Here is a 25,907-nt window from a genome sequence, read left to right as displayed (position 1 = left end):
GCACAGGTAATGCTTTGGTCAAGCAAAGTTGTTAGCATGCGTCACATGTCGTCGACTCGAAAGCTCGTAGCAGGTCTGTCCGCCTCCGTGTTGATGCTGGCGGGGGCGGCCACCGCTCACGCCGCTCCCATCAACACCCCGTGGTCCCCGGACGCATCTGTCGACAGCGAGCTCGAATTCGTGTCCGACGGTGTCACCTACTACGGCAGCCTGCGGCCCGCGATCGGTGAGGTACGCGGCGCTGCGCTCCTCCTGCCGGGCAGCGGACCGATCGATCGCAACGGCAATTCGCCCGAAGGCAACATCACCCCGAACACCATCGCCTACGTCGCCGACGCCCTCGCAGCCAAGGGCATCACGACGCTGCGTTTCGACAAGATCGGAACGGGCCGCACCGGCACCGAGGGAATCGACACGTCCGTTCCGCTCGGATTCACGCAGCAGATCGACACAGCCGAGGCTGCGGCCGCAGCGCTCTCCGACGCCACCGGCATCAGCGGCGAGAAGTTCTCCGTGCTCGGACACAGTGAAGGCGGGCTGACTGCACTGGCCCTTGCGGACCGCGGCGTCGAGATCGGCAACCTCGGACTGCTGGCACCGTTGGCCATCCGCTACCTCGACCTGCTCCACGCTCAGCTCGACCGCGTCCTGGACAACGTCGTCGCCTCGGGTGAAATGACACCGGAAGAAGCCGACGCCGAGCGAGGCCGAGTCGACGAGACCATCGACGCCATCCGCAACGGACGCCCGGTTCCATACCCCGACGACGAAATCCTGGCGTCCGTAGGACTCAGCGACTCGGGCGCGAAGTTCTTCTCCGAAGCAGACGCGCTGGACCCCGCCGTTCTCGCAGCCGCACTTCCCGCCGACACCGACGTGCTGCTGACCTGCTCGGAGAAAGACCTCAACGTCTCCTGCGGACAGACCGACCGCGTCGCCGACGCACTCGCCGGACGCGACCTGCAGTACTCGCGCTTCGTCAACTCGTCGCACATGCTGAGCGAACTCGGCCCGCTGCCGGCGACCGGCCTGGACATCTACGCCCCGCTGCCCCAGTCGTCAGAGTTTCGCGGCGCTCTCGACGCGTGGGCGGACAGCGCTCTGTCCTGACGCACCTGGGTACGGACAACCGAGCGCACCGAGATCGCTCGGCCGGTAGTTGTTCGGATACCCCGGATACGTCTTGTTGTGCGGGTCGGTGGTACTGCGCGAGGACTTGCGGGTCGGGAGAAATCTCTCGGCCCGCGCCTTCGTTCGTAGGCCCGCCACAGCAAGGCGTCGAACAGTGGGGGAGCCTGCGGGGAAGCCGAACGCGTGGGCCATCTTCTCGTCGAGAAGAGCGAACACGCCCTGCGCGACGGCGGGGCGCAGAGGCGTCGGGAACCAGGAGCAGAACAGGTCGAGCGTGTACGTGCCGACTTTGTGGTTGTCCTCGGTGTACCGGAACGTGCGGTCCTCGTAGTCCAGTTTGAACCGGGCGAGCTCGGTGTAGGACTCCGGAATGTCCTTGATGCCCATGCGGATTCCGACCTGGCGGTAGAAGTGGAACGTCGCCAGGCGCTCCGAGGGATGCAGTCTGCGCCACCCGAAGGTGTCGATCCACTCGATCGGTTCGTAGATGAAGGTCGTCAGCACGTAGAGCATGTCGTCGTTCGAGATGGCGTACTGCGAATGCATCCGGTTGACCATGCGTAGCGCTTCGCGGCCGCGCTCGGAATCGTAACCGTGCTCGACCATCTCGCCCATCAGCAGTGCAGTGTCGTCGTAACGCCGTTGCGGCCGGTCACGGAACTCGCCGGTCTTCTCCAGCAACTCGGAGATGGTAGGAACGCAATAGGTTCGGAACAGAGCGAATTCGAGGGCGCGTTGGTAGTCCCACGGGAACTCGTATCCGGCAGTGATGCGGTGAATGGTGTGGCAGTCCGCAACGGGATCGAGTTCCTCGATCCGCTTCAGCCAGCCGTAGCGGCCGCGTTTCGGAGTGAGTTCCTGCGTCGTCGTCATGGCGTCAGCCTCTGCCGTGGCGAAGCTTGAGCACCAGTGCGGAGATCTTGAGATCGCGCGCTTTTCTTCGCATCGTCAGTAGATTGAGTGGCGCGGCGAACTTTTGCACGGCAAGGGATTTGACGGTACTGAACTCGCGGAGACCGTCGGCGCCGTGGATGCGGCCGAAGCCGGAGTCCCCGGTTCCGCCGAACGGCAGCGCTGGAATGCCTGCGAAGCCCAGGACGGAGTTGACGGTGACGACGCCACAGTCGAGCTTCTCCGCCGCGCGTCGTCCGGCTGCGTTGTCCTTGGTGAACACCGATGCACCGAGGCCGTAGGACGATGCGTTGGCGCGTTCGATGCCCTCGTCGAGATCGCGAACCTTGTTCACGACGACGGTGGGGCCGAACGTCTCCTCGGTGATCGCTGTGGAGTTCTCGGGTACGTCGGTGAGAATCACCGGGTCGATGTACGGGCCGTGCAGCGAATCCAGGCCTCCCAGAACGGCTCTGCCACCCTTGGCGAGAGCGTCCTCGATCTGGGATCGGACGATGCCGCTCTGCTTGCCCAATGTCATCGGGCCGTACGAGGACGTGCCCGCGCCGCCGGGTTTCAGGGCCTTCGCCGACGCGGCGAACTTCCTCAAGAACTCGTCGTAGACCGGTGCGGCGACGTAGATGCGCTCGACGCCCGCGCACGTCTGGCCGGCGTTGCCCATGGCGCCGAAGGTCGCGAACTCCACTGCCGCATCGAGATTCGCGTCGGCGTCGACGAGCATGGCGTCCTTTCCTCCGCACTCGGCGACCAACGGAGTGAGGGACTGGGCGCATGTCGCCATGACCTTCTTGGCGGTCGCAGTGGACCCGGTGAACGCGATCTTGTCCACACCGGCGGTGCACAGCGCAGTTCCGGTCGAGCCGTCGCCGGTGATCGTCTGGAACACCGGATGAGCAGCAGCGATGGACTCCCACTTCTGTGCCAGCCAGACCCCGACGCCCGGAGTCAGTTCGCTGGGCTTGAACACCACGGTGTTGCCGGCAGCGAGCGAGTACGCGATGGATCCCATCGGGGTGTAGAGCGGGTAGTTCCACGGCCCGATGACGCCGACGACGCCGAACGGCCGGTACCCGACGTAGGCCTGCTGGTTAGGGCTGATCAAGCCGGAGGACACCTTGCGTTGTTTCAGGATCTTCTCGGCGTTTCTGGCGGCCCAGTCGATGTGTTCGACGCCCAGCATGACCTCGAGCAGCGCGTCCTCGTCGGGCTTGCCGCTCTCGGAGGCGATGACGTCGGCGAGAGATTTCGCGTCACGCGCGATGGCGCTCTTGAATTCGAGCAGCCACCGTTTGCGGCCGGTGAACCCCTGGACGTCCCACCACCTGGCGGCGGACCGTGCGCGATCGACTGCGGCCGACACCTCGGCGTCCCCGGCAATCGGATAGGTAGCGAGTACGTCACCGGTGCGTGGGTCGAGGCTGTCGAACGTACGGGCTTTCGTCTCTACGACCTGGTCCGTCATGGTTGTCCTCCGCGTTGTCGAAATCGCATCACATATATTTGATGTGATTTACTGTTGTGGAGCTCACACTATGCGCCGCGTCCGGTCGATGACAACCCTTCGCATCCCGGCCCTCTACCGTCTGGAGCACTTCATGAGTACGGACTTCACCCAGGAACAAGCATCCTTCGCCGCGGCGGTCGCAGCGTTCTGCGCTCGCGAAGCCGGTACTCGAGAGCAGCGCGACGCGTTGACCGAGCACGGACAGCACACCCACAACCAAGGCCTGTACGACAAGATGGCCGAACTCGGATGGTTGGGCGCGACGATTCCCGAGGAGTACGGCGGAGCCGACGGCAGCGTCGTCGACATGTGCATTCTGCTCGAACAGGCAGCCAAGGGCATGGCCCCGATCGGCGGCATCGGCCCGACGCTGATCACCGGCGCCGCCTACGAGAAGTTCGGCACCGCGTCGCAGAAGGAAACGGTGCTCGGCGGCATCGTCGAGGGAAAGAGTTACTCGATCTCGATGTCCGAACCGGAAGCAGGCTCCGACGTCGGCAACCTCAGCTGCAAGGCCGAGAAGACCGAGGGTGGCTGGCTCATCAACGGCCAGAAGACCTGGTGCTCCAACGCGCACTTCGCGGATCGCATTCTGTTGGTTGCGCGAACCGGCAGGAGCGTAGCCGGTGGAGCGACCCGACAGGAGCGCGGGGAAGGGAAGCACGAGGGATTGACGATGTTCGATGTGCCCGCCGACATCGACGGCCTCAACATCGTGGGAATCGGCACGATGGGTGGCAAGGAGGTCAACGACCTATATTTCACCGATTGCCTGCTCCCCGAGGATTCGGTGGTCGGAGTCGAAGGGCAAGGATGGGCGCAGCTGATGACGGGCCTGAACATCGAACGCCTCATCTTGGCGGCGATGATGCTCGGGACGGCGCAGCGCGCATTCGACGACACCCTCGAATTCATCACGCAACGCAAGCAATTCGGTCGTCCCGTCGGCACCTTCCAAGCACTGCGTCACCGCGTGGCAGACCTTGCGACCGAGATCGAATGCGGTCGGCTACTGGTGTACCACGTCGCCCGGCTCGTCGACGAGAACCCGACGAAGCTGTTCCCGCGGGAAGCGTCGATGGCGAAACTGAAGTTGACCGAAACTGCCAAGAAGGTCGCACTCGAAGGCATGCAGATGATGGGCGGCTACGGCTACGCCACCGAATTCGACATGGAGAAGCACGTCCGCACCACGCTCGTCTCGTCGATCTACGGCGGTACCAACGAAATTCAGCGTGACATCATCGGCAAGACATACGGGCTGTGACTGCTTCGGTACTGCGACGGCGGCCGCAACTGTCGGAAGAGGTTGCGGCGCGCCTGCGAGCGCAGATCATGTCGGGAGTGCTCGGGCCGGGCACGTTCGTGCGCATCGACGACACCGCAGCAGATCTCGGCGTCAGTGCTACTCCCGTCCGCGAAGCGCTCGTGACGCTGCGCGGTGAGGGACTCGTCGAGCAAGTGCCCAATCGCGGCTACCGCGTCGGCGAACTCAGCCGCGAGGACATCGACGACATCTTCTGGCTGCAAGGCACCATCGCCAGCAAGCTCGCCAGACGAGCAGCACGAGTCATCACCGACGTGCAGATCGAAGGGCTCGTCGGCCTCAACGCCCGGCTGCGGGACGCCGTGGCGCGCGCCGACGCACAGGCCGTCGAAACCTGCGAATTCGAGTTCCACCGCTTCATCAACCGGGTGGCGGGCGGCAAGAAATTGGCGTGGTTCCTCTTCGGGGCAATCCGTTATACCCCGGCCAGGCTCTACGCCTCGGATCCGTCGTGGGGCGAGCAATCGGTCCGCAGTCACGACGCTCTGATCGCGGCCTTCTCGCGATGCGACTTCGACACGGTCGGCGAGCTTATGCGCAGGCAGTTCGCCGACGGGGCGGAGCGCCTGGTCGCGCACCTCGGTCTTCCGTGACGCCTGCTTACGCAGGAGTGGAGCCTGCGGAATGACCAGAGTGGGCAGGAGTGGAGCCTGCGGAATGACCAGAGTGGGCAGGAGTGGAGCCTGCGGAATGACCGGACCAGGCAGGAGTGGAGCCTGCGGAATGGCCGGGGCGGGACCCGGTAGGGGCGGCGGCGAGGAGTAGGTCCGTGCACCAGTCGACCACGGCATTCTCTTCGAGAATCAGTTCGCCGCCCAGCCATGAGGTCAACACCTGGGCGAAGCCGCCGACGACGAAGTGGGTCGTGAGGTCGAGGCGTTCGATGGTGTCGGTGGCGTAGAACTCGCTGGCCTGCGAGGCGAGCAGTCCGGCGAACATCTGTGTCGACTCGGATCGTTTGGCGGCGAGAACGTCGTTGCTCAGGGTCGCCGAGAAGAGCAGTCGGCCTCGGCGTGGGTCCTCGGCGACCAGACGCACGATCGTGTGTACTGCGGCGTGGACGCGGTCGTGTTCGGTGTCGGGTGCGGCGCCGACGGCTGCCAGGGTCGTCGTCGTGATTTCGCCGATCACGTGGTCGTACACCGCTTCCATCAGGTCGTTCTTGTCACCGAAGCTCTCGTAGAAGTAGCGCGAGGCGACGCCTGCTCGGCGGCAGACGCCGCGCACGGTCAGTTCCGGTTCGGTCGTTCCGAGCAGGTCGAGGCCCGCTTCGACGAGGGCTCGGCGACGTTCGGCGACCCTGGCCGAGCCGTCGACTCCGCCGTAGGTGCGCGGTGATTCGGCCATGAACACATCTTGACACCGATCGTGCAGCGCGCCTAGCGTAATCTGCACACGCACGTATGCAGATATCCGATCAGAAGGATTCGCCATGACAGTCGACAACGAACTGCTCCGCAAATCGATGACCGGGGTCGGCCTGCTCGCCGGTGGCGCCAACGTCATCATGCAACTGGGACATCCGGCCGTCGGGTACGGAGTGTTCGAGAGTCGCGTCGAAAGCGGCCAGATCAACCGACATCCGGTGAAGCGGACCCGGACCACGCTGTCCTATCTCGCCGTCGCGGGCATGGGCGACGACGACGTCAAGGCTGCGTACCGTAAGGCGACCAACAGATCTCACGCGGCAGTCAAGTCCACGGCGGACAGTCCGGTGAAGTACAACGCCTTCGACCCGAACCTGCAGCTGTGGGTTGCAGCATGCCTGTACCGAGGCTTCGAGGACGTCTACTACGCGCTCTACGACGAACCGGACCCGGAGTTCCTCGACGAGATGTACCAGCGATGCCACGTTCTCGGATCGACGTTGCAGATGCCGCGCGACATGTGGCCCGCGGACCGCATCACGTTCGAGAAGTACTGGGACGCAGCGCTGGCCGACGTGCACATCGACCCGACCATCCGTCGGTATCTTCACGGAATCGCGTCGGCGACGTTCGTCAAACCCCGAGTGCTGCATCCTTTAATCGGCCCGTTCATGCGGTTCGTGACCACCGGGTTTCTCCCCGAACGGTTCAGGGACGAAATGGAACTGCCGTGGGACCCGATCAAGCAGAAGCGGTTCGATCGGCTCATGGGCACCCTCGCCGTGATCAACCGAGTGACGCCTCAGGTGGTCCGGGAAATGCCCTTCAACGTGCTGCTGTGGGACGTGCGGTCCAGAATTCGCGCGGGGCGCGCCCTGGTTTGATGTGAGTGGAAATGTAGTGCCTTCTGGTCGCCCCGCAGGCTCCGCTCCTGCCCCATGGCCTACATTTCCACTCACACAGGGGTCAGCTGAGATGCCGCGGCTGCGGGTGGTTCTTGTGCGCCTCGTCGGATCCGACGCGATCCTGCGTTCCCTCGCTTGCACATGCGTGCGAGGTTCCCGCGCGAACGAGCTGGATCACCACGGACTTCGAGGTCGGGCAGTTGCTGTCGGTGGCCGTCGAATCGAGTGGGACAAGGGGATTGGTCTCCGGGTAGTACGCCGCCGCGCAGCCGCGCGGAGTGTCGTACTCGACGATGCGGAAGCCGTCGGCGCAGCGGTCGACGTCGTCGTCCTCCCACCGCGTCAGCAAGTCCACGATGTCGCCGTCCTGAAAACCGAGCGCCGCGATGTCCTCGCGATGCACGAACACCACGCGTCGTCCGCCTTCGATTCCGCGGTACCGATCGCTCAGGCCGTAGATCGTGGTGTTGAACTGATCGTGGCTGCGCAACGTCTGCAACAGCAGGTGGCCGTTGGGCACATGCAGTACGTCGATCGGCGACGTCGTGAATTCGCCTCTACCCGACTTTGTCTCGAACGTTCGTGAATCCCGAGGTGGATGCGGAAGCACGAAACCGCCGGGCCGTCGGACATTGACCTCGTAGCCCTCGCACCCGTTGACGACGCGTGAGATGTGCGAGCGGATGGTGCTGTAGTTCTCGCGCATGCCCTTCCAGTCGATCCCGTGGCGGTCTCCGACGGCTGCTTCGGCGATACCGGTCAGGATGGCGACCTCGGATTTGAGCAGATCGCTCGCCGGCTTCAGCGGCCCGCGCGACGAGTGCACCGAGCACGTCGAGTCCTCGACCGAAATCCACTGCTCGCCGGTCGCCTGAACGTCCTTCTCGGTGCGGCCGAGAGTAGGGAGGATGAGGGCGATGTCGCCGGTGACCAGGTGCGAGCGGTTGATCTTCGTGGAGATGTGCACCGTCATCGCCATGCGTCGCATCGCCAGATGCGTCACCGTCGAGTCCGGCGTCGCCTGAACGAAGTTGCCGCCGAGGCCGAGGAAGAAACTGGCCTTTCCGTCGCGCATGGCTCGGATGGAATCGACGGTGTCGAGGCCGTGCTCGCGCGGCGGGTCGAAGCCGAACTCGGCCTGGATGGAATCGAGGAAGTGATCGGGCACCCGTTCCCAGATTCCCATGGTCCGGTCGCCCTGGACGTTCGAGTGGCCACGAACCGGAAGCAATCCGGCGCCGGGCTTTCCGATGTTGCCCTGCGCGAACGCGAGATTGGTCAGTTCCTTGATGGTCGCGACGGCGTTGCGGTGCTGGGTCAGGCCCATCGCCCAGCAGAAGACGGTGGCCTTCGAGTCGCGCAGCATCTGCGCTGCCTCGGTGATCTGGTGTCGGGACAGGCCCGTCGATGCGGTCACGACGTCCCAGTCGACGGCGGTGACGTTGTCGCGCCAGGATTCGAAGCCGGTGGTGTACTGCTCGACGAAGGCGTGGTCGATCGCGTCCCATTCGACGAGCAGCGACCCGATGGCCTGGAACAGTGCGAGGTCACCGTTCACACGAATGGGGAGGTGGAAGTCGGACAGGTCCGTTCCCGGCCCGACCATCCCGCGGGGCGTCTGTGGATTCTTGAAGTTGACCAGTCCGGCTTCGCGCAACGGGTTGATCGACAGAATCTTGGCGCCGTTCTGCTTGGCCTTCTCCAGCGCGGACAGCATGCGTGGATGGTTGGTGCCGGGGTTCTGGCCTGCGAGGACGATCAGCTCGGCGTCGTACACGTCCTGGAGGGTGACGCTGGCCTTGCCGATACCGATGGTCTCCTGCAGAGCGATCGACGTCGACTCGTGGCACATGTTGGAACAGTCGGGCAGGTTGTTGGTGCCGAACGCACGGGCGAAAAGCTGGTACACGAAGGCGGATTCGTTCGACGCGCGGCCCGAGGTGTAGAAGATCGCCTCGTCGGGGGAGTTCAGGGACCTGAGTTGTTCGCCGATGAGTCGGAACGCGTCGTCCCAGTCGATCGGCTCGTAGAACCGTCCGCCGGGAAGTTTGACCATCGGGTGGGTGATGCGACCTTGCTGGCCGAGCCAGTGTTCGCTCTTGGAGTCGAGCTCGGCGATACTGTGGGCCGCGAAGAACTCCGGCGTCGCGCGGGTCGTCGTCGCCTCTTCGGCAACTGCTTTCGCGCCGTTCTCGCAGAACTCTGCCGCGTGGCGGTGGCCGGGATCAGGGTCCGGCCACGCGCAGCTCATGCAGTCGAAGCCCTCGGCCTGATTGAGGTCGAGGAGAGTCTTGGCGGTGCGTACCGGCCCCATGTGTCCGAGTGCGCGTTTCATCGACACCGCAACGGCGACGGGTCCGGCCGCGTGTGTCTTGGGCTTGTCGATCTTCAGGTCGGCTTCGTCGTAGTCGCGCACGCGGTCCCTTTCCTCGCCGGTGACCGCGGCGCCCGCCGGGTCAGCCGAGAAGCTTTCCGACCAGGTCGACGTAGGACTGCTTCGCCGAATCCTGGCTGGTGCCCTCGAGCTTCGCCCAGGCGTCGTACTTGGCGCGGTTCACCATGTCCAGTCTTCCCGGACGCTTACCCGTGACGTCGCCGTTCGAACCTTGCTTGTACAACGAATACAGGCTCAGCAGGTCGTCGTTGCTCGGCTTGGAGGTGAGGGTCTTGACGTCGACTTGAGCTTGCTGGAACGACTGATCGAGATCGGACATCTTCACTCCTGGGGCATGTGCGTCGGTGGTGCGGTCGCGTCGATCATGGCACGAGGGTGGAAGCGTCGGAAACCAGTCGGACGCAATGGGCTACGAACTTCTCTCGCGGTGTGCGGACGGTCCCGTCCAGGTATCCGACGAACAGTGCGGTGAGCGCGCCGACGACACCCACGGCAACCAGATGCCTGTCGTCCTCGGAGAGTCCCTTCAGCTGCGCTTCGACCAGGGAGACGAACGTCGGTGCGAGCGCGAGGCCGCTGCCGCTGATGGCGGACTCGGACATCGGCGCCAGCAGCAGGACTCGGCCGACGCTGGGTTGATCGAGGACCAGTTCGACGAACGCGCGCACCGGGGCCTCCGGACTGGTGGCGGGTACCGCGCCGGCGATGGCGGCGCGCGCGAGCTCGCCGACGTGGCCGTACACGGCGCGGATGAACGTGTCGCGGTCGGTGAAGCTCTCGTAGAAGTACCGCTCGGTGAGTCCCGCCGTGCGGCAGACCGCCCGGACGGTGACCGACGGAGCTTTCGGGTCTCCCAGCAACTCGATCCCTGCGTCGAGCAGGGCGTGATAGCGCTGGTACTGCCTATCCGCGAGGGATTGACTACGCATGTTGTCAATCATAAGCTGACAACATGCGTAGTCAGAATGAGCCGCTCGGACCTGACTCACTTACCTGGAAGTACTTCGGAGACTGGCGGGGGCTGCTGCAAGGCGTCTGGGCCGGGTCGATGCAGAACATGCACCCGGGTCTCGGGGCGGGCGTCGAGCAACACTCCACCTTCTTCGACGAACGGTGGGAGCGGCTCTACCGATCGCTCTATCCCATCGGCGGCGTGGTGTTCGACGGCGACCGGGCGGAACAGACTGCGCTGCAGGTGCGCGGATACCACACCGACATCAAGGGCATCGACTCGCAGGGCAGGCGATACCACGCGCTCGACCCGGAGACGTTCTACTGGGCGCACGCGACGTTCTTCATGGGCACCGTCCTGACGGCCCAGCATTTCATGGGCGGGGTCACCGAGGACCAGAAGCGTCAGCTCTTCACCGAGCACATCCAGTGGTACCGGTTGTACGGCATGAGCATGAAACCGGTGCCGAAAACGTGGGAGGACTTTCAGCTCTACTGGAAACGGATGTGCACCGAGGTCCTCGAGGACAACAGGGCAACCCGCGGAGTGCTCGATCTGTCGAAGATCGAACAGCCGCCCCGTGCGACCTGGATTCCCGACGCAGTGTGGGCGGTCATGCGGGTGCCGATAGCACGTGGAGCCGTGTGGATGACGGTAGGAATGTACGACGAGCCGGTGCGTCGGCTGTTGGGCTACACGTGGAACGACCGTGACGAGAAGTTGTTCGAGTTGGTGGGGCGGGGAGTGAATGCGGCGTTCTCGCTGGTTCCGCGCAGGCGCCGCATGCATCCGCGGGCAAGGGCCGGATGGGACCGGGCAACCGGGCGGATCGCGCCGGACAGTCCGCTGGTGCAGACTCCGGCGCGCAACCTACCGCCGGCCAGCGCCGCGGGCGATCCGAGGCACTACCACGGTTAGCCCTCCCACCAGGGGCGCAGGGGTACGTCGGCAGCGCCCTTCGGTCCGAGCTTGACGCCGAGGACCTGGTGCAGCTGAACGACATTGCGCTCGAAGCCGAGACGTGAGCCGGCCATGTACAGGCCCCACACTCGTGCGGTTCCCTCGCCGGCTTCGGCGACACAGGCATCCCAGTTGTCCACCAGGTTCTTGCACCATGCCTTCAGGGTCAGCGCGTAGTGCTCACGCAGGTTCTCCTCGTGCCGGACCTCGAGGCCCACGTCCTGCATTTCGGCGATGATGCGGCCGGAGCCGGTCAGTTCACCGTCGGGGAAGACGTACCGGTCGATGAAGGATCCGGCGCGGGCGTGACTCCGGTTGTCCGGGCGGGTGATGCAGTGGTTCAACACCCGGCCGCCGACGCGCAGTTTCGACTTGATGGCCTCGAAGTACGACGGGTAGTTCTGCACGCCGATGTGTTCGGTCAGGCCGATCGAGGACACCGCGTCGAAGTTCGACTCCGGAATGTCGCGGTAGTCGGAGAAGCGAACCTCCGCGAGGTCGGACAGTCCTTCGTCGGCGATGGCCTTCTGTGCCCACGCCGCCTGTTCCTTCGACAGCGTCGCGCCGATGGTCTTGACGCCCCGGCGTGCGGCGTATCGCACCATTCCGCCCCAGCCGCACCCGATATCGAGTAGCCGGTCGCCTTCCTTCAAGCCGAGCTTCTCGAACACGAGTCGGTACTTGTTCTCCTGCGCGGCCTCGAGCGAATCGTCCTCCGAGGTGTACGCGGCGCAGGTGTACGTCATCGACGGCCCGAGGACGTACTCGTAGAACGTGTTCGACACGTCGTAGTGGTGGGAGATCGAGTCGGCGTCGCGCGTCTTCGAGTGGCGAAGGCCTTCGGCGATTCGACGCCACCTCGGCACCACTTCCTGCGGAGGAGGTGCGATGGGTCGCAACAGATCCCAGCCGAGCGAGCGAGTGATCGACGCCAGGGTCAGCGCGCCGGGGCGCCGGAAATGCAGTTCGTCGCCCATGACGCGGAGGATGTCGTACGGGTCTCCGGGATGGACGCCGACGGCTTCGAGGTCACCGGAGACGTAGGCGCGTGCCATTCCGAGGTCGCCGGGAGCTGTTGCCAGGTAGGTGGTTCCGCGGGGACTCTTGAGGTTGAGGCCGAGGGTCGCGTCCTCGGGGCCTGCGGCGCTTCCGTCGTACGCGGTGAAGCGCAGTGGGATGTTTCCGTCGGACAGAAGCTCGAGGATCTGAGAGATGGTGAGCTTGTTCGCTCGGTGCGCGTCCTGCGCCGTGGGTTCCTTGAACGTTGTCATTTTCCTTGCACCGCCTTCGAATACAGATCCAGCAATCGGGAATCGGGGTCGTATCGTTTCTTCAGTTCTGCGAGCCTCTCGCCGCCGTAGAGCTCGGAGAACTCGGCTTCGGAGTAGAACGCATCGGAGTAGAGCGACTTGTGGCCGTCGAAATCGGTGACCTTCTTCTCGATGGCGCGGTTGGCCGCACCGTCGGGCTCACCGGGGACGATGGGGACCGAGGACCAGAAGCCGACGTTGACGTAGGTTCGTTTCGGTTCGAGGGGGTAGAGGGGCCACGGGCGCGCAGCGTCGGCGCCGGGAGGGGCCGGCTCGCGAAGTCGCAACGGGCACAACCACAGTGGCTCGATGGGGATTTCCTTCAGGAACCACCGCAGGAACGAGGCCGTGTTCTCGATCGGGACCTCGATGTCCTGAACCACCCGTTCGCGCGGCGGGTTTCCCTTGCGGGCTTCGAGTCGATCGGCGATGTCGTACTTACGGTCGAGCGCGATCAATTTCCAGTAGAAGCTGGACCGGCGGTACTTCTTGGGCCAGAAACGCCTGATCCTGGGGTTCTGAGTTCCGAACGCGCGGGAGCACCAGAACCAGTCGGTGTCCCAACGCCACAGGTAATCGGCGATGGTCAGGCGGTCGGTGGTCTTCTGCTGTATCGAACGGTAGTAGATCTCGGACCCGGCGTGGTACTCGCTGACCGGACCGGGAGCGGAAGTCTGGACGCCGAGGGTCAGGTAACTCTCCTCCGGCGTGAACACGACGCCGTCGAGGTACTGCACTCCGATGCCCTCGTAGGAGCGGTCCCGCACGATGTCGTCCATCGTGGCCTGCATGACGTCGAGGTCGTGGAAACGGAGGTGGCGCAACTCCACGTACGGCAGCACGGGCTCGAGCTGGATCTTCAGGCGGGTCGAGTATCCGAGCGTTCCGTAGGAGTTGGGGAAACCCCAGAACAGGTCGGAATTCTCGCCGTCGGGAGTGGCGGTGACGACGGTCCCGCTGCCGGTGAGGATGTCGATCTCCAGGACCGATTCGTGAGGCAGCCCGTTACGGAACGACGTGCTCTCGATGCCGAGGCCGGTGACCGCGCCACCGAGGGTGATGGTCTTGAGCTGCGGTACGACGAACGGTGCCAGACCGTACGGAAGCGTCGCGGCGACGAGGTCCTCGTACGTGCACATTCCGGCGACGTCGGCCGTCCGGTCCTGTGGGTTGACCGTGATGACGCTCGTCAGGCCCGATACGTCGAGGCCGGGGGCCGTCGATGCCGCGCGGGCGCGGAAGAGGTTCGAGGTCTTCTTCGCCAGGCGCACGGTTGCGGAAGCGGGGATGGCGCGGTAACTCTCGAGCAGCAGTTCCACGCCGGCACGATGTGCGGCGAATCCGCTTTCTCGCGGGGCGGGCCTACGTCGGGGAAGAGCAATCGCAGATGGCACATGAAGACGCTATATCCAGGCGTGCCGCGGAGCCACCGAGTATGCGGCCTCGACTGCGAAATTTCACGTAAATGTTGTCGTCGAACGAGGCATTACGGACAAATGTATGCAGCATGCATGTCGTTTGTGCAGCTAAATAAATCCCGGTGAACCCTGTCACACACCCTGACATCCTGTTCCCGTCCGGGTCATCGGGAAGGGCAGGATGGAGCGCCAGGACTCACAATTCGCGTCGACCCGAGGAGACACCACGTGGCACAGGTAAGCGCCAGCAGTTCCATCACCATCGCTCAGGCACCCGAGCAGGTGTTGGCGGCACTCGTCGACTACGAGACGGTACGCCCGCGGATCCTCCCCGAGCAGTACCTCGACTACACCGTCGTCGAGGGCGGTCAGGGCAACGGCACCGTCGCGCAGTGGACACTGCAGGCCACCTCGAAGCGGTCGCGCAACGTGAAGGCGACCGTCGCGGTCGACGGCTCCACCATCGTCGAACGCGACGCCAACTCCTCGATGGTCACCACCTGGACCGTTGCCCCGTCGGGAGCTGGCAGCGAGGTCACCACCACGACCGAGTGGAAAGGCGCCGGTGGCATCGGTGGCTTCTTCGAGAAGACCTTCGCGCCGCTCGGTCTGAAGAAGATCCAGGCACAGACTTTGGCCAATCTCGAGCGCGAGGTCCGCTAGTAGGTCGAGAACCGCGGGTGGTCGATGACGACCGATGCGCCCATGATGAGGGCGCGCATCGACCACTCGTAGTTCGAGTCGTCGTCACGCTTCCTTCCGTCGATGGTGCGCGGAATCAGCTTCAGATCCGACCTCGCGAGGACTGCCGCGTCGTCCTCCCGCTCACGTCCCTCGACGTGCACCATCTCCGACAACGCCACCGCGTGCTCCGCGACCACCGTCACGATGAAGTTCGCTTGCTTGGGCGTCAGCTCGTACAACGTCGAATATTCCATCTGCACCTCGTCGATCCGCGCCAGCGCGCCCGGCGACGACGTCCCGATGTCGAGGAGATACCGAGCGATACCTGGATTACGGTGGACCAGGGAGCGCAAACGCAGGCTGAGGTCCATCAGCGATTCCTCGAGCGTGGCGTCCGCGTCAGGGATGGGGAACTCCCATCGAGCGAGGATCTCTTCCGCCACCGCGGTTCTGAGTGCATCCAGGCTGTCGATGTTGTTGTACACGGCGACGATGCTGACACCCAATTCTTCCGCCAATGCCTTGACCGTCAGGTTCGGCAACGTCAGCGAGATGCCCGTCTCGATCAATTTTTCGAGGGTCACGCGGCGACGGCTGGGTCGAGACTCTTGCATATCTGCAGCTTAAGGCGTGTTCACGTGTCGACAGGGGCCGACGTGTGGCAAACTTCGAGCAAAGTTTAGCCTTACTCAAGTCACGGTCGGGGTGAAGGGAGCGGGCTGTGGAGTATCCGCACGGCGTCATCGACGCCGCGGTGCCGACGATGCACACGTTGGCGATCGGCAGGCCACGACCAGGCACGATGCGAATGACGTCGCTTCTGTCGGCCGGGAGCTACCAGCGTGATTGGGACGAGGACGCGATAGCCGAACAGTTGCGATTCCCCGGCGTCGACGAGCGGGATTTTCGTGTCCGACGGTTCGACGCGGCGCACGGCATCGTCGACATCGAGTACACGCCGTCGCACGAGAGCACGATGATGTCGCGGTGGCTGGATTCGGTCGAGGTCGGCACGCGCACGCGAATCGCGCCGATAGGCGCTGGATTCGGACCTCGTTTCGGCGACGGTCGACGTGTGCACATGTTCGTCGACGAACCGTCCATCCCCGCCGCCCGCGCCGTTCTTCGCTCGTGGCCCGCAGGAACGCTCGGCACGCTGTGGGTGGACACCCCTCGGCCGGAGGATGTCGCCGACCTGCCCGACGTGGACGGTGTCAGCGTGATGAGTTTCCACACCGAACTCGGATTCGACCCGCTGGTCACCGCCGCGAGGCGGATGAGGCTGGACAGCTCGGTCACGGTGTGGGGAACCGGCGAGTCCGGTCGGATGGACGAGATCCGAGCCGCGTGTCTGGCCGCTGGGCTGGCGGACGATCACGTCCGCGTGTTCGGCTACTACTCTCGTAGGTGACGTACCCGAACCGAGAGGACATCACTGTGCAACCCGGTGAGCAGCCAGACATCGCCTCGATCATGCAGCAGGCCCAGCAGATGCAGCAGCAGTTGATGGCGGCCCAGGCGGAGATCGCCGACGCAGAAGTGACCGGTCAGGCGGGCGGCGGGCTCGTCACCGCGACGGTGAAGGGAACCGGCGAACTCGTCGGCTTGGTGATCGACCCCAAGATCGTCGACCCGGAGGACGTCGAAACGCTGCAGGACCTCGTCATCGGAGCCATCGCCGACGCGTCGAAGTCGGCGTCCGCGGTCGCAGCGGAGAAGCTCGGCCCTCTGGCGGGTGGCCTCGGCGGTGGGTCGCTCGGCCTACCTGGATTCTGAGGTGTACGAAGGTCCTGTACAGGATCTGATCGACGAGCTCGGCAAAATGCCCGGCGTCGGGCCGAAGAGCGCTCAGCGCATAGCTTTTCACCTCCTCGGCGTCGAACCGCCCGAGGTGGACCGGCTGATCAAAGCGTTGGCGCGTGTACGTGACGGGGTTCAGTTCTGCACCGTGTGCGGCACCGTCTCGGACAAGGAACTGTGTCGTATCTGTGCCGACCCGCGGCGGGATCGGTCGATTATCTGCGTCGTCGAAGAGCCGAAAGACGTTCAGGCCGTGGAGCGTACGCGCGAATTCAAGGGCCGATACCATGTCCTCGGCGGTGCGCTCGATCCACTCAACGGCATCGGTCCGGACCAGCTCAGGATCCGAGAACTTCTGGTGCGCATCGGAAATCAGGACGACGGTGTGGACGTCTCCGAGGTGATCATCGCCACCGACCCCAACACCGAAGGGGAGGCGACGGCGACCTACCTGGCGCGCATGATGCGCGATTTCCCCGGTCTGGCCATCAGCCGGCTGGCCTCGGGTCTCCCCATGGGTGGGGATCTGGAATTCGCCGACGAATTGACTCTGGGCAGGGCGCTGACCGGTAGGAGGTCGCTCCGCGACACGTGAATGGAGCGGAGCCTGCGCGTCACTCCGCAGGCTCCGTTCTGCTCACGTGCGGCGGAGCCGCTCCCGACGCAACTGTGTGACCTCCGCCAGATCGAGGGGGGCCAGGATGGTCCCGGTCGCCCGCTCGAGCAGGTAATCGGCCAGTTGGGGGTTTCGGGCGAGGACCGGACCGTGCATGTAGGTCCCGATCACCGACCCCTGTACGACGCCTTCGCGGCCGTCGCCGACGCCGTTGCCGACGCCGTGGGTGACCGTCGCCAGTGGACTTGCATCGGGTCCCAGAGTTGTTCCACCGCGGTGGTTTTCGAATCCGGAGAGCTTCTCGGTGAGACCGGTGACGACGGGTTCGGTGATGACTTCACCGATGGATCGTGTTTCCTGGGGTGCCGTCGTGACGTCGAACAGGGATATGCCGTCGACCTTTTCGCCGGACGAGGTCTCGTACCAGTGACCGAGTACCTGGATGGCGGCGCAGATCGCGAGCACCGGGACCCCGCGCGCCGCGGCGTTCTGCAGGCCGGGGTACTGCGTCAAATGCCGCGTCGCGAGGCGCTGAGCGGAATCCTCGGCGCCGCCCAGGGTGTAGACGTCCAGCGACTCGGGAACGGGATCGCCCAGGGTGACCTGGACGATCTCGGCGTCGATGTCCCGCATCCTGAGCCGTTGCCGCAGGATCAAAGCGTTTCCGTTGTCGCCGTACGTCCCCATGACATCGGGGAGTACCAGGCCTATGCGGACGGTGGATTCAGACATTGCCGTGCTCCCGTGCGAGTGCGCGCCCGAGGTCGCGGAACGCGGTGTAGTTGGCCAGTACCTCGACTCGCCCTGGTGGGCAGGATGCGATGGCCTTCAGCGGATCTGCGACGGTGGTGTGCTTCGACCCGGCGTACAGCAGGCGCACGCCGAGATCGGTTGCGCGCTCGCCCGATGCGACGACGGCGACGTTCTCGAAGTGTTCGAACCGCACGTCCCACAGCCAGGACAGGTCCTCGCCGTCCGGAACCTGCCCGTTGACGGCGATGACGAGTCCGTCGACGGTCGGGTCGATCATCGACAGTGCCTCCTGCCAGCCTGCTGGGTTCTTCGCGAGAAGCATTCGGACGGAATGAGATCCGTACTGGACCGTGGAGTAGCGACCGGCCACTTCGTCGACTCCCGACGCGGCGGCCACTGCGTCCTGGGGATCCGCGCCCAGCGTCACTGCTGCAGCTACGGCCTGAGCTGCGTTGCCGCGGTTGGCTTTTCCGGGGAGGGACAACGACATCGGTACGACGAGGCCGTCGGGGCCGTACAGGTTGTTCTCGTCGAGCCACCAATCCGGTGTGGGTCGGGCGAAGTCGCTTCCGGTCGAGTACCAGTGTTCGCCGTCTCGGATGATCGGTTCTCCGGTGCGGGGGCACGACACCGAGTCGCCCGCCCAGCCGCCTCCGGCAGCGACCCACACGACGTTCGGGGCGTCGAACGCAGCCGAGGTGACCAACACGTCGTCGCAGTTGGCGATCACGACGGTTTCCGGGTGTCGTGCGAGACCCGCACGGAGTTTACGTTCGATCATGTTGATCTCGCCGACGCGATCGAGTTGGTCGCGGCTGAGATTGAGAAGTACCACCGCGGCGGGGGATACGGCGTCGCAGACGTGCGGGACGTGCAGTTCGTCCACCTCGAGGGCTGCGAGCGGGGCATCGAAATGTGCGTGCAGTGCAGCGACGATTCCTGCGTCCATGTTGGCGCCGTCGGCTTGAGTCGCCACGTCGCCGAGCGTCCCCAGCGCGGCGGCGGTCATCCGCGTCGTCGTCGATTTTCCGTTCGTTCCCGTGACGACGACGGTGCGACGCCCGGACCCGAGTCCGGTCAGAATGTCCGGGTCGATCTTGAGGGCGACGAGCCCGCCGATCATCGACCCTTTGCCGCGTCCTGCCTTGCGTGACGCCCACGTTGCAGCCTCGGCTGCCCGAAGTGCCAGCCGGCCGCGCGCTCCGATAGCCGCTCTGCGCTCGTCTGCTCGAACCATGCGCCGAGTCTGGCACAAACCTGCCGGTGGATTCTCGTCGGCGTCGACGGTGGCGCGGCCCCCTCGGCGCGGTTGTGAGGCCCACCACGTCTCAGACGCGCAAGGGTTCCACGGTGGTCGCAGCGGTCCGTGTCCTTCGCTTGGTCGACATTCCGCCGAGGCACCCGGCGATGACGACGGCTGCTCCCACCATCGACAGGACGCTGGGGGTCTCGTCGAGGAAGATCCAGGCGCCCGCGATGCCGACGACGGGGACCATCAGTGAGAACGGTGCGACGACGCCTGCAGGGTGGCGGCTGATCAGTACCGTCCACAATCCGGATCCGGCGATCGTCCCCAGCAGCACGATGTAGGCGAGTCCGGCGAGCGCAGGCCAACCGTCCCAGCTGAACGCGGTAGCGAGAGCGTGCCATCCGGTGGTCGGTCCTTCGACCACGGTGGAGAGGGCGAGCATCGGGATCGGTGGAACGACGCACATCCACAGCATCGAGCGCATCGGTTCTTCCCCGCGGGCGAGGCGGTTGCCGAGGTTGCCGAACGCCCATCCGAGCCCGGCGAGAAGAGTGAGTACGACGGGTATCAGGGACGCGGCTTGGGCGCGGTCGTACCCGATGAGGCACATTCCGGCGACGGCGACGGTGATGCCCAGAATCTGACGCCTGCTGACCTTCTCGCGCAACAGCAGAGCACCGAGGATGATCGTGAACGGTGCGGAGGACTGCAGCACCAGGGAGGCGAGGCCTGTCGGCATTCCGGCGTTCATCGCGGCGAACAGGAACGCGAACTGAAGGAAGCCGAACCCGAATCCGTAGAGCAGGAGCCACTTCACGGGGACGTCCGGGCGGCGGACGAACAGGATCACCGGTACGGCGATGACCAGGAACCGGAGTGCAGCGAAGAAGAACGGTGGGAAGTGGTCGAGGCCGACGCGGATGGCGAGAAAGTTCAAGCCCCAGAGCACGGCCACGGTCACTCCGAGGAGGCGGTCACGAGTGGGCACGGGTCCATCGTGGCGGAGTTCAATGCATCAGCACAATCGAATTATTCAGCATTGACAGTTAAGATTCCCTACATGAACGTGGAGCGGTTGCGGATACTCCGGGAGTTCGCCGATCGAGGGACGGCCGGGGCAGTGGCCGACGCCCTGTCGATGACCCCGTCCGCGGTGTCGCAGCAACTGAAGATCCTTGCTCGCGAGGCCGGTGTGCCGCTCCTCGAACCCGACGGTCGACGCCTCCGACTCACGGATGCGGGTGCCGCACTGGTTCTGCGGGCCGACGAGGTGCTCGGCGCACTGGACCGGGCAAGCGCGGAGATGGCGTCGTACGGTGCATCGCCGCGGGGACGCGTGCGCGTGGCGTTGTTTCCCTCGGGTGCTGGGCTGCTGCTGCCGTGTGTGCTGAATCGGTTGCACGACAGCGGAACACAGGTCGATGCACGCGACGAGGACGTTCCTGCATCGTCGGTGCCTGCGCTGCTGGCCGACTACGACGTCGTACTGACCCATCGCGACGACAGTGCACCCGCCACGGCCGCGCCCCGCCTCGAAGTGCGAACGCTGATGCGAGAGCCCATCGATCTACTTCTACCCCTGACACACCGATTGGCCTCCGAGGAGTCCGTCGACGTGCGCCGGCTCGTGGACGAGGAGTGGATCAGCGTCCGCGACGGGTTCCCGGTGGACGACGTGTTGCTGTCGGTCGCCGCCGCCACGGGCGTTCGGCCACGAGTGATCCAGCGCATCAACGACTTCCGGGTCACCGAGGAACTCGTTGCCCGAGGCCACGGAGTCGCACTGATGCCTCGCTATGCCGTCGGGCACCCGGGTGTGATCACCCGACCGCTGGCAGGTGTGCGTGCGGGCAGGATCTACGAACTCGCGACGAGGCCGAATGCGACGACGCTGCCGGCCATCGCCGCGACAGTGGATGCATTCGAGAAGGAAGCCGCCGCTGTGAGTAGAAACGTATAGCAGGGGCGGCAGGAGCGGAGCGACCCGAAAGCAGGCGAACGCTCACGTGAGGGCTTTGGCTTTGAGCTGCGCGAATTCCTCCTCGGTGATAGTGCCGGCATCCAGCAGTTCCTTCGCGTGCGCGATTTCCTCGGCAGAGGTGCGCCCCGCGACCTGCTTGATGTACTGCTCCTGCTCGTCCTTGGCGTGCTGGAGGGCCCGCACCTGACGCTTGGTCATGTCGCCGCCCTTGACGATGATGTAGACGAGAGCGGTCAGGAACGGCGCGATGATGAGGAACAGCACCCACACAGCCTTGGCCCATCCGGAGCTCTTGTGGTCGCGGAACAGGTCGCCGATGATCGAGAACAGCACCATCAGGTAGGCGACGAAGGCAAAGCTGACGACGATCAACCACAGAAAATCCCAGAAGGAATCCACGATTCGGTGCTCCATTCGGCAGAAGGTCCCCGAATGGTCTCAGGCAGCACCGAACAAGATCATCATCCTCAGCGGGTGAATTGGTCCCGTTCCGCTCCAGCTCACCTGCATCGGCAGGTACAGATGGAGTCATCGGAGCCGGGGGCGGTGGGAAACCACGAGAGCCCCTGCTCCGCCCGAACGGCGGAACAGGGGCCCTCGTGGGTAACAGATGCCGGGTCAGCCGGTGAGCGACGGTGCCGCCAGGCTGGAGCGCACTTCATCGGCGAAATGGCAGGCGGATCGGGATCCGTTGTCACGGGTCTCGAGTGCCGGTTCGTCTGTCGTGCAGATCTTTCGTGCGTGCGGGCATCGCGATGCGAACGCGCACCCCGCGGGCGGGTGTGCGGGATCGGGTGCGTCACCGTCGAGGACCGTTTTCGGGCGGGCACGTTGGATCGCGGGATCGGGTACAGGAATCGCCGAGAGCAACGCGTAGGTGTACGGATGTCGTGGTGACTCGTACACCTGTGCGGCGGTACCGATCTCGACGATTCGGCCCAGATACATCACGGCGATTCGGTCGCTGATGTGGCGGACCACGCCGAGGTTGTGCGAGATGAACAGGCAGGTCAGTTCGAATTCCTTGGTGAGGTGCACGAGCAGGTTGATCACCTCGGACTGCGTGGACACGTCCAGCGCCGACACTGCCTCGTCCGCGACGATGATCTTGGGGTCGAGCGCGAGCGCGCGGGCGATCGCGACGCGTTGCCTCTGGCCGCCGGACATCTCGCCCGGATAGCGAGCGGCGAACTCGGTTCGGAGGCCGACCTTGGTCAGCAACGACGCGACTCGGTCCTCGTAGTCGGACCGGCTGAGCCGATCGAAGATGCGCATGGGCTCCGCGATCGCATTGCCGACGGTCTTGGTCGGGTCCAGCGACGCATACGGGTCCTGGAAGATCATCTGCAGTTCTCGACGCTTGCGACGTAGTGCTCCGCGTCGGAGGTCGAGAAGGTTCTCACCCTGGTAGAGCACTTCGCCCTGTTCGGGTTCTTCCAAGCGCAGGATCGACCTACCGAGTGTGGATTTGCCGGATCCCGATTCGCCGACGATGCCGAGTGTCTCACCGGTCCGAACGCTGACGCTGATGTTGCGCACGGCCTGGACCGTCTCGCGTGGCCGGCCGAAGACGTCCCGCGAACGAACGAACGACTTGGACAGGTTTCGCACGTCCAGGAGGACCTGCTTCTCGGGTGCGGTCATCGGATCTCCTCCAGATCGCCGGGGTCGATGGCGGTGGCCGCCGGGACGGCTTCGATAGGAAGTGCAGGCAGGAGGTCTCCGATCTCACCGTCGACGACCCGCACGCACCGTGTGCTTCTTCCGTCGCGGATCTCGATCGACTCCGGATGCATGCTGTCGCATGTCCCTGCCCGAGAATGGCTGCAGCGAGGAGCGAAGCGGCATCCGACGGGCATGTTCTCCGGGCGCGGCACCATGCCGGGAATGGCAACGAGGTCGTCGCCGGGTTTGATTCGCTGCGGCAGAGACGCCAACAGTCCCGCGGTGTAGGGATGCAGTGGTTCGTCGAACACGTCGTCCGCGTGACCGGTTTCCACGGGTTCACCCGCGTACATCACGGTCACCTCGTCGCAGAAGTCCGCCACCACGCCGAGGTCGTGCGTGACCAACAGCACCGCTGTACCGAGGTCGGCCTGCAGCCGTCGGAGAAGCTGGAGTACGCCGGCCTGAACCGTGACGTCCAGCGCCGTCGTCGGCTCGTCGGCGATCAGGAGTTTGGGATCGCAGGCGATGGACATCGCGATCATGGCCCGTTGACGCATGCCGCCGCTGAAGCTGTGCGGATAGTCCTTCGCACGGCGTGCGGCAGCGGGGATGCCGACGAGGTCCAGAACCTCGACTGCTCGTGCCCATGCCTGTTTGCGTGATCTGCCCATGTGCGCGCGCACTGTCTCGGCGATCTGCTCGCCGACGGTGAAGACGGGGTTGAGGCTCGTCATCGGCTCCTGGAAGATCATCGCGATCTCGCGGCCCCTGATATGGCGCATCTGAGATTCGGTCTTGCCCAGCAGGTCGGTACCGTCGAATTCGATTGTTCCGCCGGTGATCCGGCTGTTGTGCTTGGGGAGCAGTCCGAGCACCGACAACGCGGTGACCGTCTTGCCGGAGCCTGATTCGCCGACGAGCGCCCGCGTACCGCCCGGCTCCAGATCGAGCTGAGCTCCGGTGACGACGGGCGTCCACCCGGAGTCCGTTCTGAACTCCACCTGGAGGTCTCGGATGCTGAGCAACCCGTGGCCGGTCCGTTCGGGCTTTCGTAGCGTGTGGGAAGAGGTCATGACTTCCTCCGTTCCTGGCCGACGGCATCGCGGATCCCGTCGCCGAGCATGTTCAGGGACAAGATGGTGAGCATGATCGCGAGACCGGGGGGAACAACCATCCATGGGCTTTGAAAGCGGTTGTCGAATGCGCTACGCAGCATGGAACCCCAACTTGCAGTCGGCGGTTGAACGCCGAGGCCGAGGAAGCTCAGGCCGGCTTCCGCGAGCAACGCCAGCGAGAGCATCAGCGTGATCTGAACCAGCAGCGGGCTCCTGACGTTCGGCAGTACGTGCATCAGAACCGTTCGAGGAGTGGAACATCCGACGACCTTGCTCGCCTCGATGTAGGTTTCTTCGCGTACGTTGATGGTGGAACCACGCACCACACGGAACAGTCGGGGCGCCGATGCGGCGCCGACCGCGAGCATCGCGTTGACCAGGCCTGGACCGAAGATGGCAATGATGGCCAGTGCGAGGACCAGTGCGGGAAGAGCGATGAGCGCGTCGGCGATGCGGCCGGTGATCCAATCGAACTTTCCGCCGAGGTAGCCCGCGAGCAGCCCGAGGGGCAGGCCGGTGGCGGCGGCGAACCCGACGGCGATGAGCGGAGCGACCAGCGAGATCTGGGTTGCGTAGATGAGCCGACTCAAGGTGTCGCGTCCCAATTGATCCGTCCCGAGAATGTGACCGTCGGAGAACAGCGGCAGGAATGCCGAAGCCAACTTCTGATAAGCCGGGTCGTACGGGGCGATCCACGGCGCTGCCACGGCGATCACACCGAGAAGGCCGAGGAACGTCAGGCAGACGACGTTCGTACGCGAACGCAGGATTCGACGGACGAAGATCCTGCCCGGCGACGGGGGTGCGGGCCTCGATTTCGTGCCGGCCGACGAACCGAGACGCCGTCGTGCACCGCTCAGGGGCGCGGAGAGTGGTGTGCTCGTCATGATTGCCTGGCTTTCGGGTTGAAGTACGCGTACGAGATGTCGACGGCGAGGTTGATGACGAGCACGAACAGGGTGATCACGACGACGAACGCTTGGATCACCGGGAAGTCGCGCTCGAGAATGGCCTTCAGTGCCACGGATCCGAGGCCGGGCATCCCGAACACCTGCTCGATGATGACGGCGCCTCCGATGAGCGCGGCCGCCTGAAGTCCGAACACGGTGACGACAGGAACCGCAGCGTTCTTGGACGTGTGCTTGACGATGACCTTCCACCTGGGCAGCCCTTTGGCCGTGGCGGTACGGATGTAGTCCCGTTCGAGCACATCGATGACGCCGGCGCGGGCCTGTCGTGCGATCTCCGCGGCGGTGACGGTTCCCAAGGCGAACGCCGGCAGCGCGAGGTGGGAGAACCATGCCACCACACCTTCGCTGAGCGGTGCGTATCCGGTCGCGGGGAAGAGTCGCAACTGCAGGGAGAAGAAAGTGACGAACAGAAGGCCGAGCCAGAAGCTGGGCATGGAGATTCCCAACGTCGTCAGTCCGGTGAGCGTGCGGTCGATCCACGTCCCTCGGCGCAACCCCGCCATGACACCCGCGAGTACACCGACGACCAGCGACCAGGACAGGGCGACGAACGCGAGAGACAGCGTCACGGGCAGTGCTTCGAGTATCGCGTCGATGTTCTTGTGGCTGCTCAGCAGTGACGTTCCGAAGTCGCCGGACATCAGGTTGCCGACCCAGCTGAAGTACTGCACCACGATGTTCTGGTCGAGGCCGAGTTGAGCTCTGGTCTCGGCGATCTGTTCTGCCGTGGCGTTCTCGCCCGCCGCGACCACTGCGGCGTCGCCGGGAATGAGGTGAATCATCGAGAAGCTCAGAACGGTCACGAGAATCAGCACGGGAATGGCCGCGAGTAGTCGTTTGATCATGAATATCAACACAATTGGAACACCTCGTTCGGATCGAAGGTGGA

27 protein-coding genes are annotated in these 25,907 nt (G+C 64.6%); 10 read left to right on the top strand and 17 right to left on the bottom strand.

What is annotated here, in order from left to right; translation table 11 throughout:
* Window positions 1-45: 45 nt before the first annotated feature.
* Entirely contained in the window at window positions 46-1,110 is a 1,065-nt protein-coding gene (locus H292_RS0107770; protein WP_019662897.1) for an alpha/beta fold hydrolase, read from the top strand.
* Here H292_RS0107770 and H292_RS0107765 read toward each other — a convergent pair.
* Window positions 1,060-2,004 (bottom strand): oxygenase MpaB family protein, encoded by a 945-nt coding sequence (locus H292_RS0107765; protein ID WP_020111016.1) that lies wholly within the window; start codon window positions 2,002-2,004, stop codon window positions 1,060-1,062. The two genes, H292_RS0107770 and H292_RS0107765, sit on opposite strands and share 51 nt — an antisense overlap.
* 4 nt (window positions 2,005-2,008) lie before the next feature.
* Complete coding sequence (locus tag H292_RS0107760; RefSeq protein WP_019662899.1) at window positions 2,009-3,505, bottom strand: aldehyde dehydrogenase family protein; 1,497 nt, start codon at window positions 3,503-3,505, stop codon at window positions 2,009-2,011.
* Between the two features lie 133 nt (window positions 3,506-3,638).
* On the opposite strand from H292_RS0107760, the gene H292_RS0107755 reads away from it, so the two are divergent.
* Window positions 3,639-4,814: an acyl-CoA dehydrogenase family protein gene (locus H292_RS0107755; protein ID WP_026347391.1), complete on the top strand. Its 1,176-nt coding sequence runs from the start codon at window positions 3,639-3,641 to the stop codon at window positions 4,812-4,814.
* A complete protein-coding gene (locus H292_RS0107750; RefSeq protein WP_019662901.1) occupies window positions 4,811-5,467 on the top strand; it encodes a GntR family transcriptional regulator in 657 nt (218 codons plus the stop codon). Before H292_RS0107755 ends, H292_RS0107750 begins: the two co-directional genes overlap by 4 nt.
* Before the next feature lie 7 nt (window positions 5,468-5,474).
* Here the strand turns inward: H292_RS0107750 and H292_RS0107745 are convergent, their stop codons facing one another.
* Window positions 5,475-6,221, bottom strand: coding sequence for a TetR/AcrR family transcriptional regulator (locus H292_RS0107745; RefSeq protein WP_019662902.1), 747 nt, complete (start codon window positions 6,219-6,221; stop codon window positions 5,475-5,477).
* A gap of 85 nt (window positions 6,222-6,306) precedes the next feature.
* On the opposite strand from H292_RS0107745, the gene H292_RS0107740 reads away from it, so the two are divergent.
* Window positions 6,307-7,125: an oxygenase MpaB family protein gene (locus H292_RS0107740; RefSeq protein ID WP_020111015.1), complete on the top strand. Its 819-nt coding sequence runs from the start codon at window positions 6,307-6,309 to the stop codon at window positions 7,123-7,125.
* 82 nt (window positions 7,126-7,207) lie between these two features.
* Here the strand turns inward: H292_RS0107740 and H292_RS0107735 are convergent, their stop codons facing one another.
* Genes H292_RS0107735 through H292_RS0107725 form a run of 3 tightly spaced genes read right to left on the bottom strand, consistent with a single transcriptional unit; the run spans window position 7,208 to window position 10,482 of the window.
* Entirely contained in the window at window positions 7,208-9,562 is a 2,355-nt protein-coding gene (locus H292_RS0107735) for an FdhF/YdeP family oxidoreductase (RefSeq protein ID WP_020111014.1), read from the bottom strand.
* 40 nt (window positions 9,563-9,602) lie between these two features.
* Window positions 9,603-9,860 carry an acyl-CoA-binding protein gene (locus H292_RS0107730; RefSeq protein ID WP_026347392.1) on the bottom strand — a complete coding sequence of 86 codons (258 nt, stop codon included), beginning with the start codon at window positions 9,858-9,860 and terminating at the stop codon, window positions 9,603-9,605.
* 43 nt (window positions 9,861-9,903) lie between these two features.
* The gene (locus tag H292_RS0107725) at window positions 9,904-10,482 is read right to left on the bottom strand and encodes a TetR/AcrR family transcriptional regulator (protein WP_019662906.1); all 579 of its coding nucleotides are present in this window, start codon (window positions 10,480-10,482) and stop codon (window positions 9,904-9,906) included.
* 11 nt (window positions 10,483-10,493) lie between these two features.
* On the opposite strand from H292_RS0107725, the gene H292_RS0107720 reads away from it, so the two are divergent.
* Window positions 10,494-11,411 (top strand): oxygenase MpaB family protein, encoded by a 918-nt coding sequence (locus H292_RS0107720; RefSeq protein WP_026347393.1) that lies wholly within the window; start codon window positions 10,494-10,496, stop codon window positions 11,409-11,411.
* Here H292_RS0107720 and H292_RS0107715 read toward each other — a convergent pair.
* Together H292_RS0107715 and H292_RS0107710 are read right to left on the bottom strand one after the other, a co-directional pair.
* Entirely contained in the window at window positions 11,408-12,724 is a 1,317-nt protein-coding gene (locus H292_RS0107715; RefSeq protein ID WP_020111013.1) for a class I SAM-dependent methyltransferase, read from the bottom strand. The genes H292_RS0107720 and H292_RS0107715 overlap by 4 nt on opposite strands.
* Window positions 12,721-14,145: an FAD-binding oxidoreductase gene (locus H292_RS0107710; protein WP_230621072.1), complete on the bottom strand. Its 1,425-nt coding sequence runs from the start codon at window positions 14,143-14,145 to the stop codon at window positions 12,721-12,723. Before H292_RS0107710 ends, H292_RS0107715 begins: the two co-directional genes overlap by 4 nt.
* 264 nt (window positions 14,146-14,409) lie before the next feature.
* On the opposite strand from H292_RS0107710, the gene H292_RS0107705 reads away from it, so the two are divergent.
* Complete coding sequence (locus H292_RS0107705; protein WP_019662910.1) at window positions 14,410-14,844, top strand: SRPBCC family protein; 435 nt, start codon at window positions 14,410-14,412, stop codon at window positions 14,842-14,844.
* Here H292_RS0107705 and H292_RS0107700 read toward each other — a convergent pair.
* Window positions 14,841-15,449 carry a TetR/AcrR family transcriptional regulator gene (locus H292_RS0107700; protein ID WP_020111011.1) on the bottom strand — a complete coding sequence of 203 codons (609 nt, stop codon included), beginning with the start codon at window positions 15,447-15,449 and terminating at the stop codon, window positions 14,841-14,843. The two genes, H292_RS0107705 and H292_RS0107700, sit on opposite strands and share 4 nt — an antisense overlap.
* A gap of 137 nt (window positions 15,450-15,586) precedes the next feature.
* On the opposite strand from H292_RS0107700, the gene H292_RS0107695 reads away from it, so the two are divergent.
* From H292_RS0107695 to recR, 3 genes are read left to right on the top strand one after another with little or no spacing between them, the layout of a single operon-like run.
* A complete protein-coding gene (locus H292_RS0107695; protein ID WP_019662912.1) occupies window positions 15,587-16,276 on the top strand; it encodes a siderophore-interacting protein in 690 nt (229 codons plus the stop codon).
* A gap of 26 nt (window positions 16,277-16,302) precedes the next feature.
* Window positions 16,303-16,641 carry a YbaB/EbfC family nucleoid-associated protein gene (locus tag H292_RS0107690; RefSeq protein WP_026347394.1) on the top strand — a complete coding sequence of 113 codons (339 nt, stop codon included), beginning with the start codon at window positions 16,303-16,305 and terminating at the stop codon, window positions 16,639-16,641.
* Between the two features lies 1 nt (window position 16,642).
* Window positions 16,643-17,260 carry a recombination mediator RecR gene (gene recR, locus H292_RS0107685; RefSeq protein WP_026347395.1) on the top strand — a complete coding sequence of 206 codons (618 nt, stop codon included), beginning with the start codon at window positions 16,643-16,645 and terminating at the stop codon, window positions 17,258-17,260.
* Window positions 17,261-17,302: 42 nt separating this feature from the next.
* Here recR and H292_RS0107680 read toward each other — a convergent pair whose 3' ends face one another.
* The 3 genes from H292_RS0107680 to H292_RS0107670 all read right to left on the bottom strand — a co-directional run bounded on the left by H292_RS0107680 (window position 17,303) and on the right by H292_RS0107670 (window position 20,271).
* Window positions 17,303-18,013, bottom strand: a complete 711-nt coding sequence (locus H292_RS0107680) for a type 1 glutamine amidotransferase (RefSeq protein WP_026347396.1) — start codon at window positions 18,011-18,013, stop codon at window positions 17,303-17,305.
* Entirely contained in the window at window positions 18,006-19,271 is a 1,266-nt protein-coding gene (locus H292_RS0107675; RefSeq protein WP_019662916.1) for a Mur ligase family protein, read from the bottom strand. Before H292_RS0107675 ends, H292_RS0107680 begins: the two co-directional genes overlap by 8 nt.
* A 91-nt stretch (window positions 19,272-19,362) precedes the next feature.
* A complete protein-coding gene (locus tag H292_RS0107670) occupies window positions 19,363-20,271 on the bottom strand; it encodes an EamA family transporter (RefSeq protein ID WP_019662917.1) in 909 nt (302 codons plus the stop codon).
* A gap of 72 nt (window positions 20,272-20,343) precedes the next feature.
* Here H292_RS0107670 and H292_RS0107665 point away from each other — a divergent pair, with 72 nt between their 5' ends.
* Entirely contained in the window at window positions 20,344-21,243 is a 900-nt protein-coding gene (locus H292_RS0107665) for a LysR family transcriptional regulator (protein WP_020111010.1), read from the top strand.
* Window positions 21,244-21,285: 42 nt separating this feature from the next.
* Here H292_RS0107665 and H292_RS0107660 read toward each other — a convergent pair whose 3' ends face one another.
* From H292_RS0107660 to H292_RS0107640, 5 genes are all read right to left on the bottom strand, one after another.
* Complete coding sequence (locus tag H292_RS0107660) at window positions 21,286-21,678, bottom strand: SHOCT domain-containing protein (protein WP_019662919.1); 393 nt, start codon at window positions 21,676-21,678, stop codon at window positions 21,286-21,288.
* Between the two features lie 204 nt (window positions 21,679-21,882).
* Window positions 21,883-22,908: an ABC transporter ATP-binding protein gene (locus tag H292_RS26905; RefSeq protein ID WP_020111009.1), complete on the bottom strand. Its 1,026-nt coding sequence runs from the start codon at window positions 22,906-22,908 to the stop codon at window positions 21,883-21,885.
* On the bottom strand, window positions 22,905-24,005 hold the full coding sequence (locus H292_RS26900) for an ABC transporter ATP-binding protein (protein ID WP_051127735.1): 1,101 nt from the start codon (window positions 24,003-24,005) through the stop codon (window positions 22,905-22,907). The genes H292_RS26905 and H292_RS26900 overlap by 4 nt, the downstream gene beginning before the upstream one ends.
* Entirely contained in the window at window positions 24,002-24,934 is a 933-nt protein-coding gene (locus tag H292_RS0107645) for an ABC transporter permease (protein WP_020111007.1), read from the bottom strand. The genes H292_RS26900 and H292_RS0107645 overlap by 4 nt, the downstream gene beginning before the upstream one ends.
* Window positions 24,931-25,863, bottom strand: coding sequence for an ABC transporter permease (locus H292_RS0107640; RefSeq protein WP_020111006.1), 933 nt, complete (start codon window positions 25,861-25,863; stop codon window positions 24,931-24,933). The genes H292_RS0107645 and H292_RS0107640 overlap by 4 nt, the downstream gene beginning before the upstream one ends.
* Window positions 25,864-25,907 lie beyond the last annotated feature (44 nt).

Source organism: Rhodococcus sp. 114MFTsu3.1, assembly GCF_000383555.1.
GTDB classification, from domain to species: domain Bacteria; phylum Actinomycetota; class Actinomycetes; order Mycobacteriales; family Mycobacteriaceae; genus Rhodococcoides; species Rhodococcoides fascians_E.
This window is presented reverse-complemented; position numbering and strand designations above follow the sequence as displayed.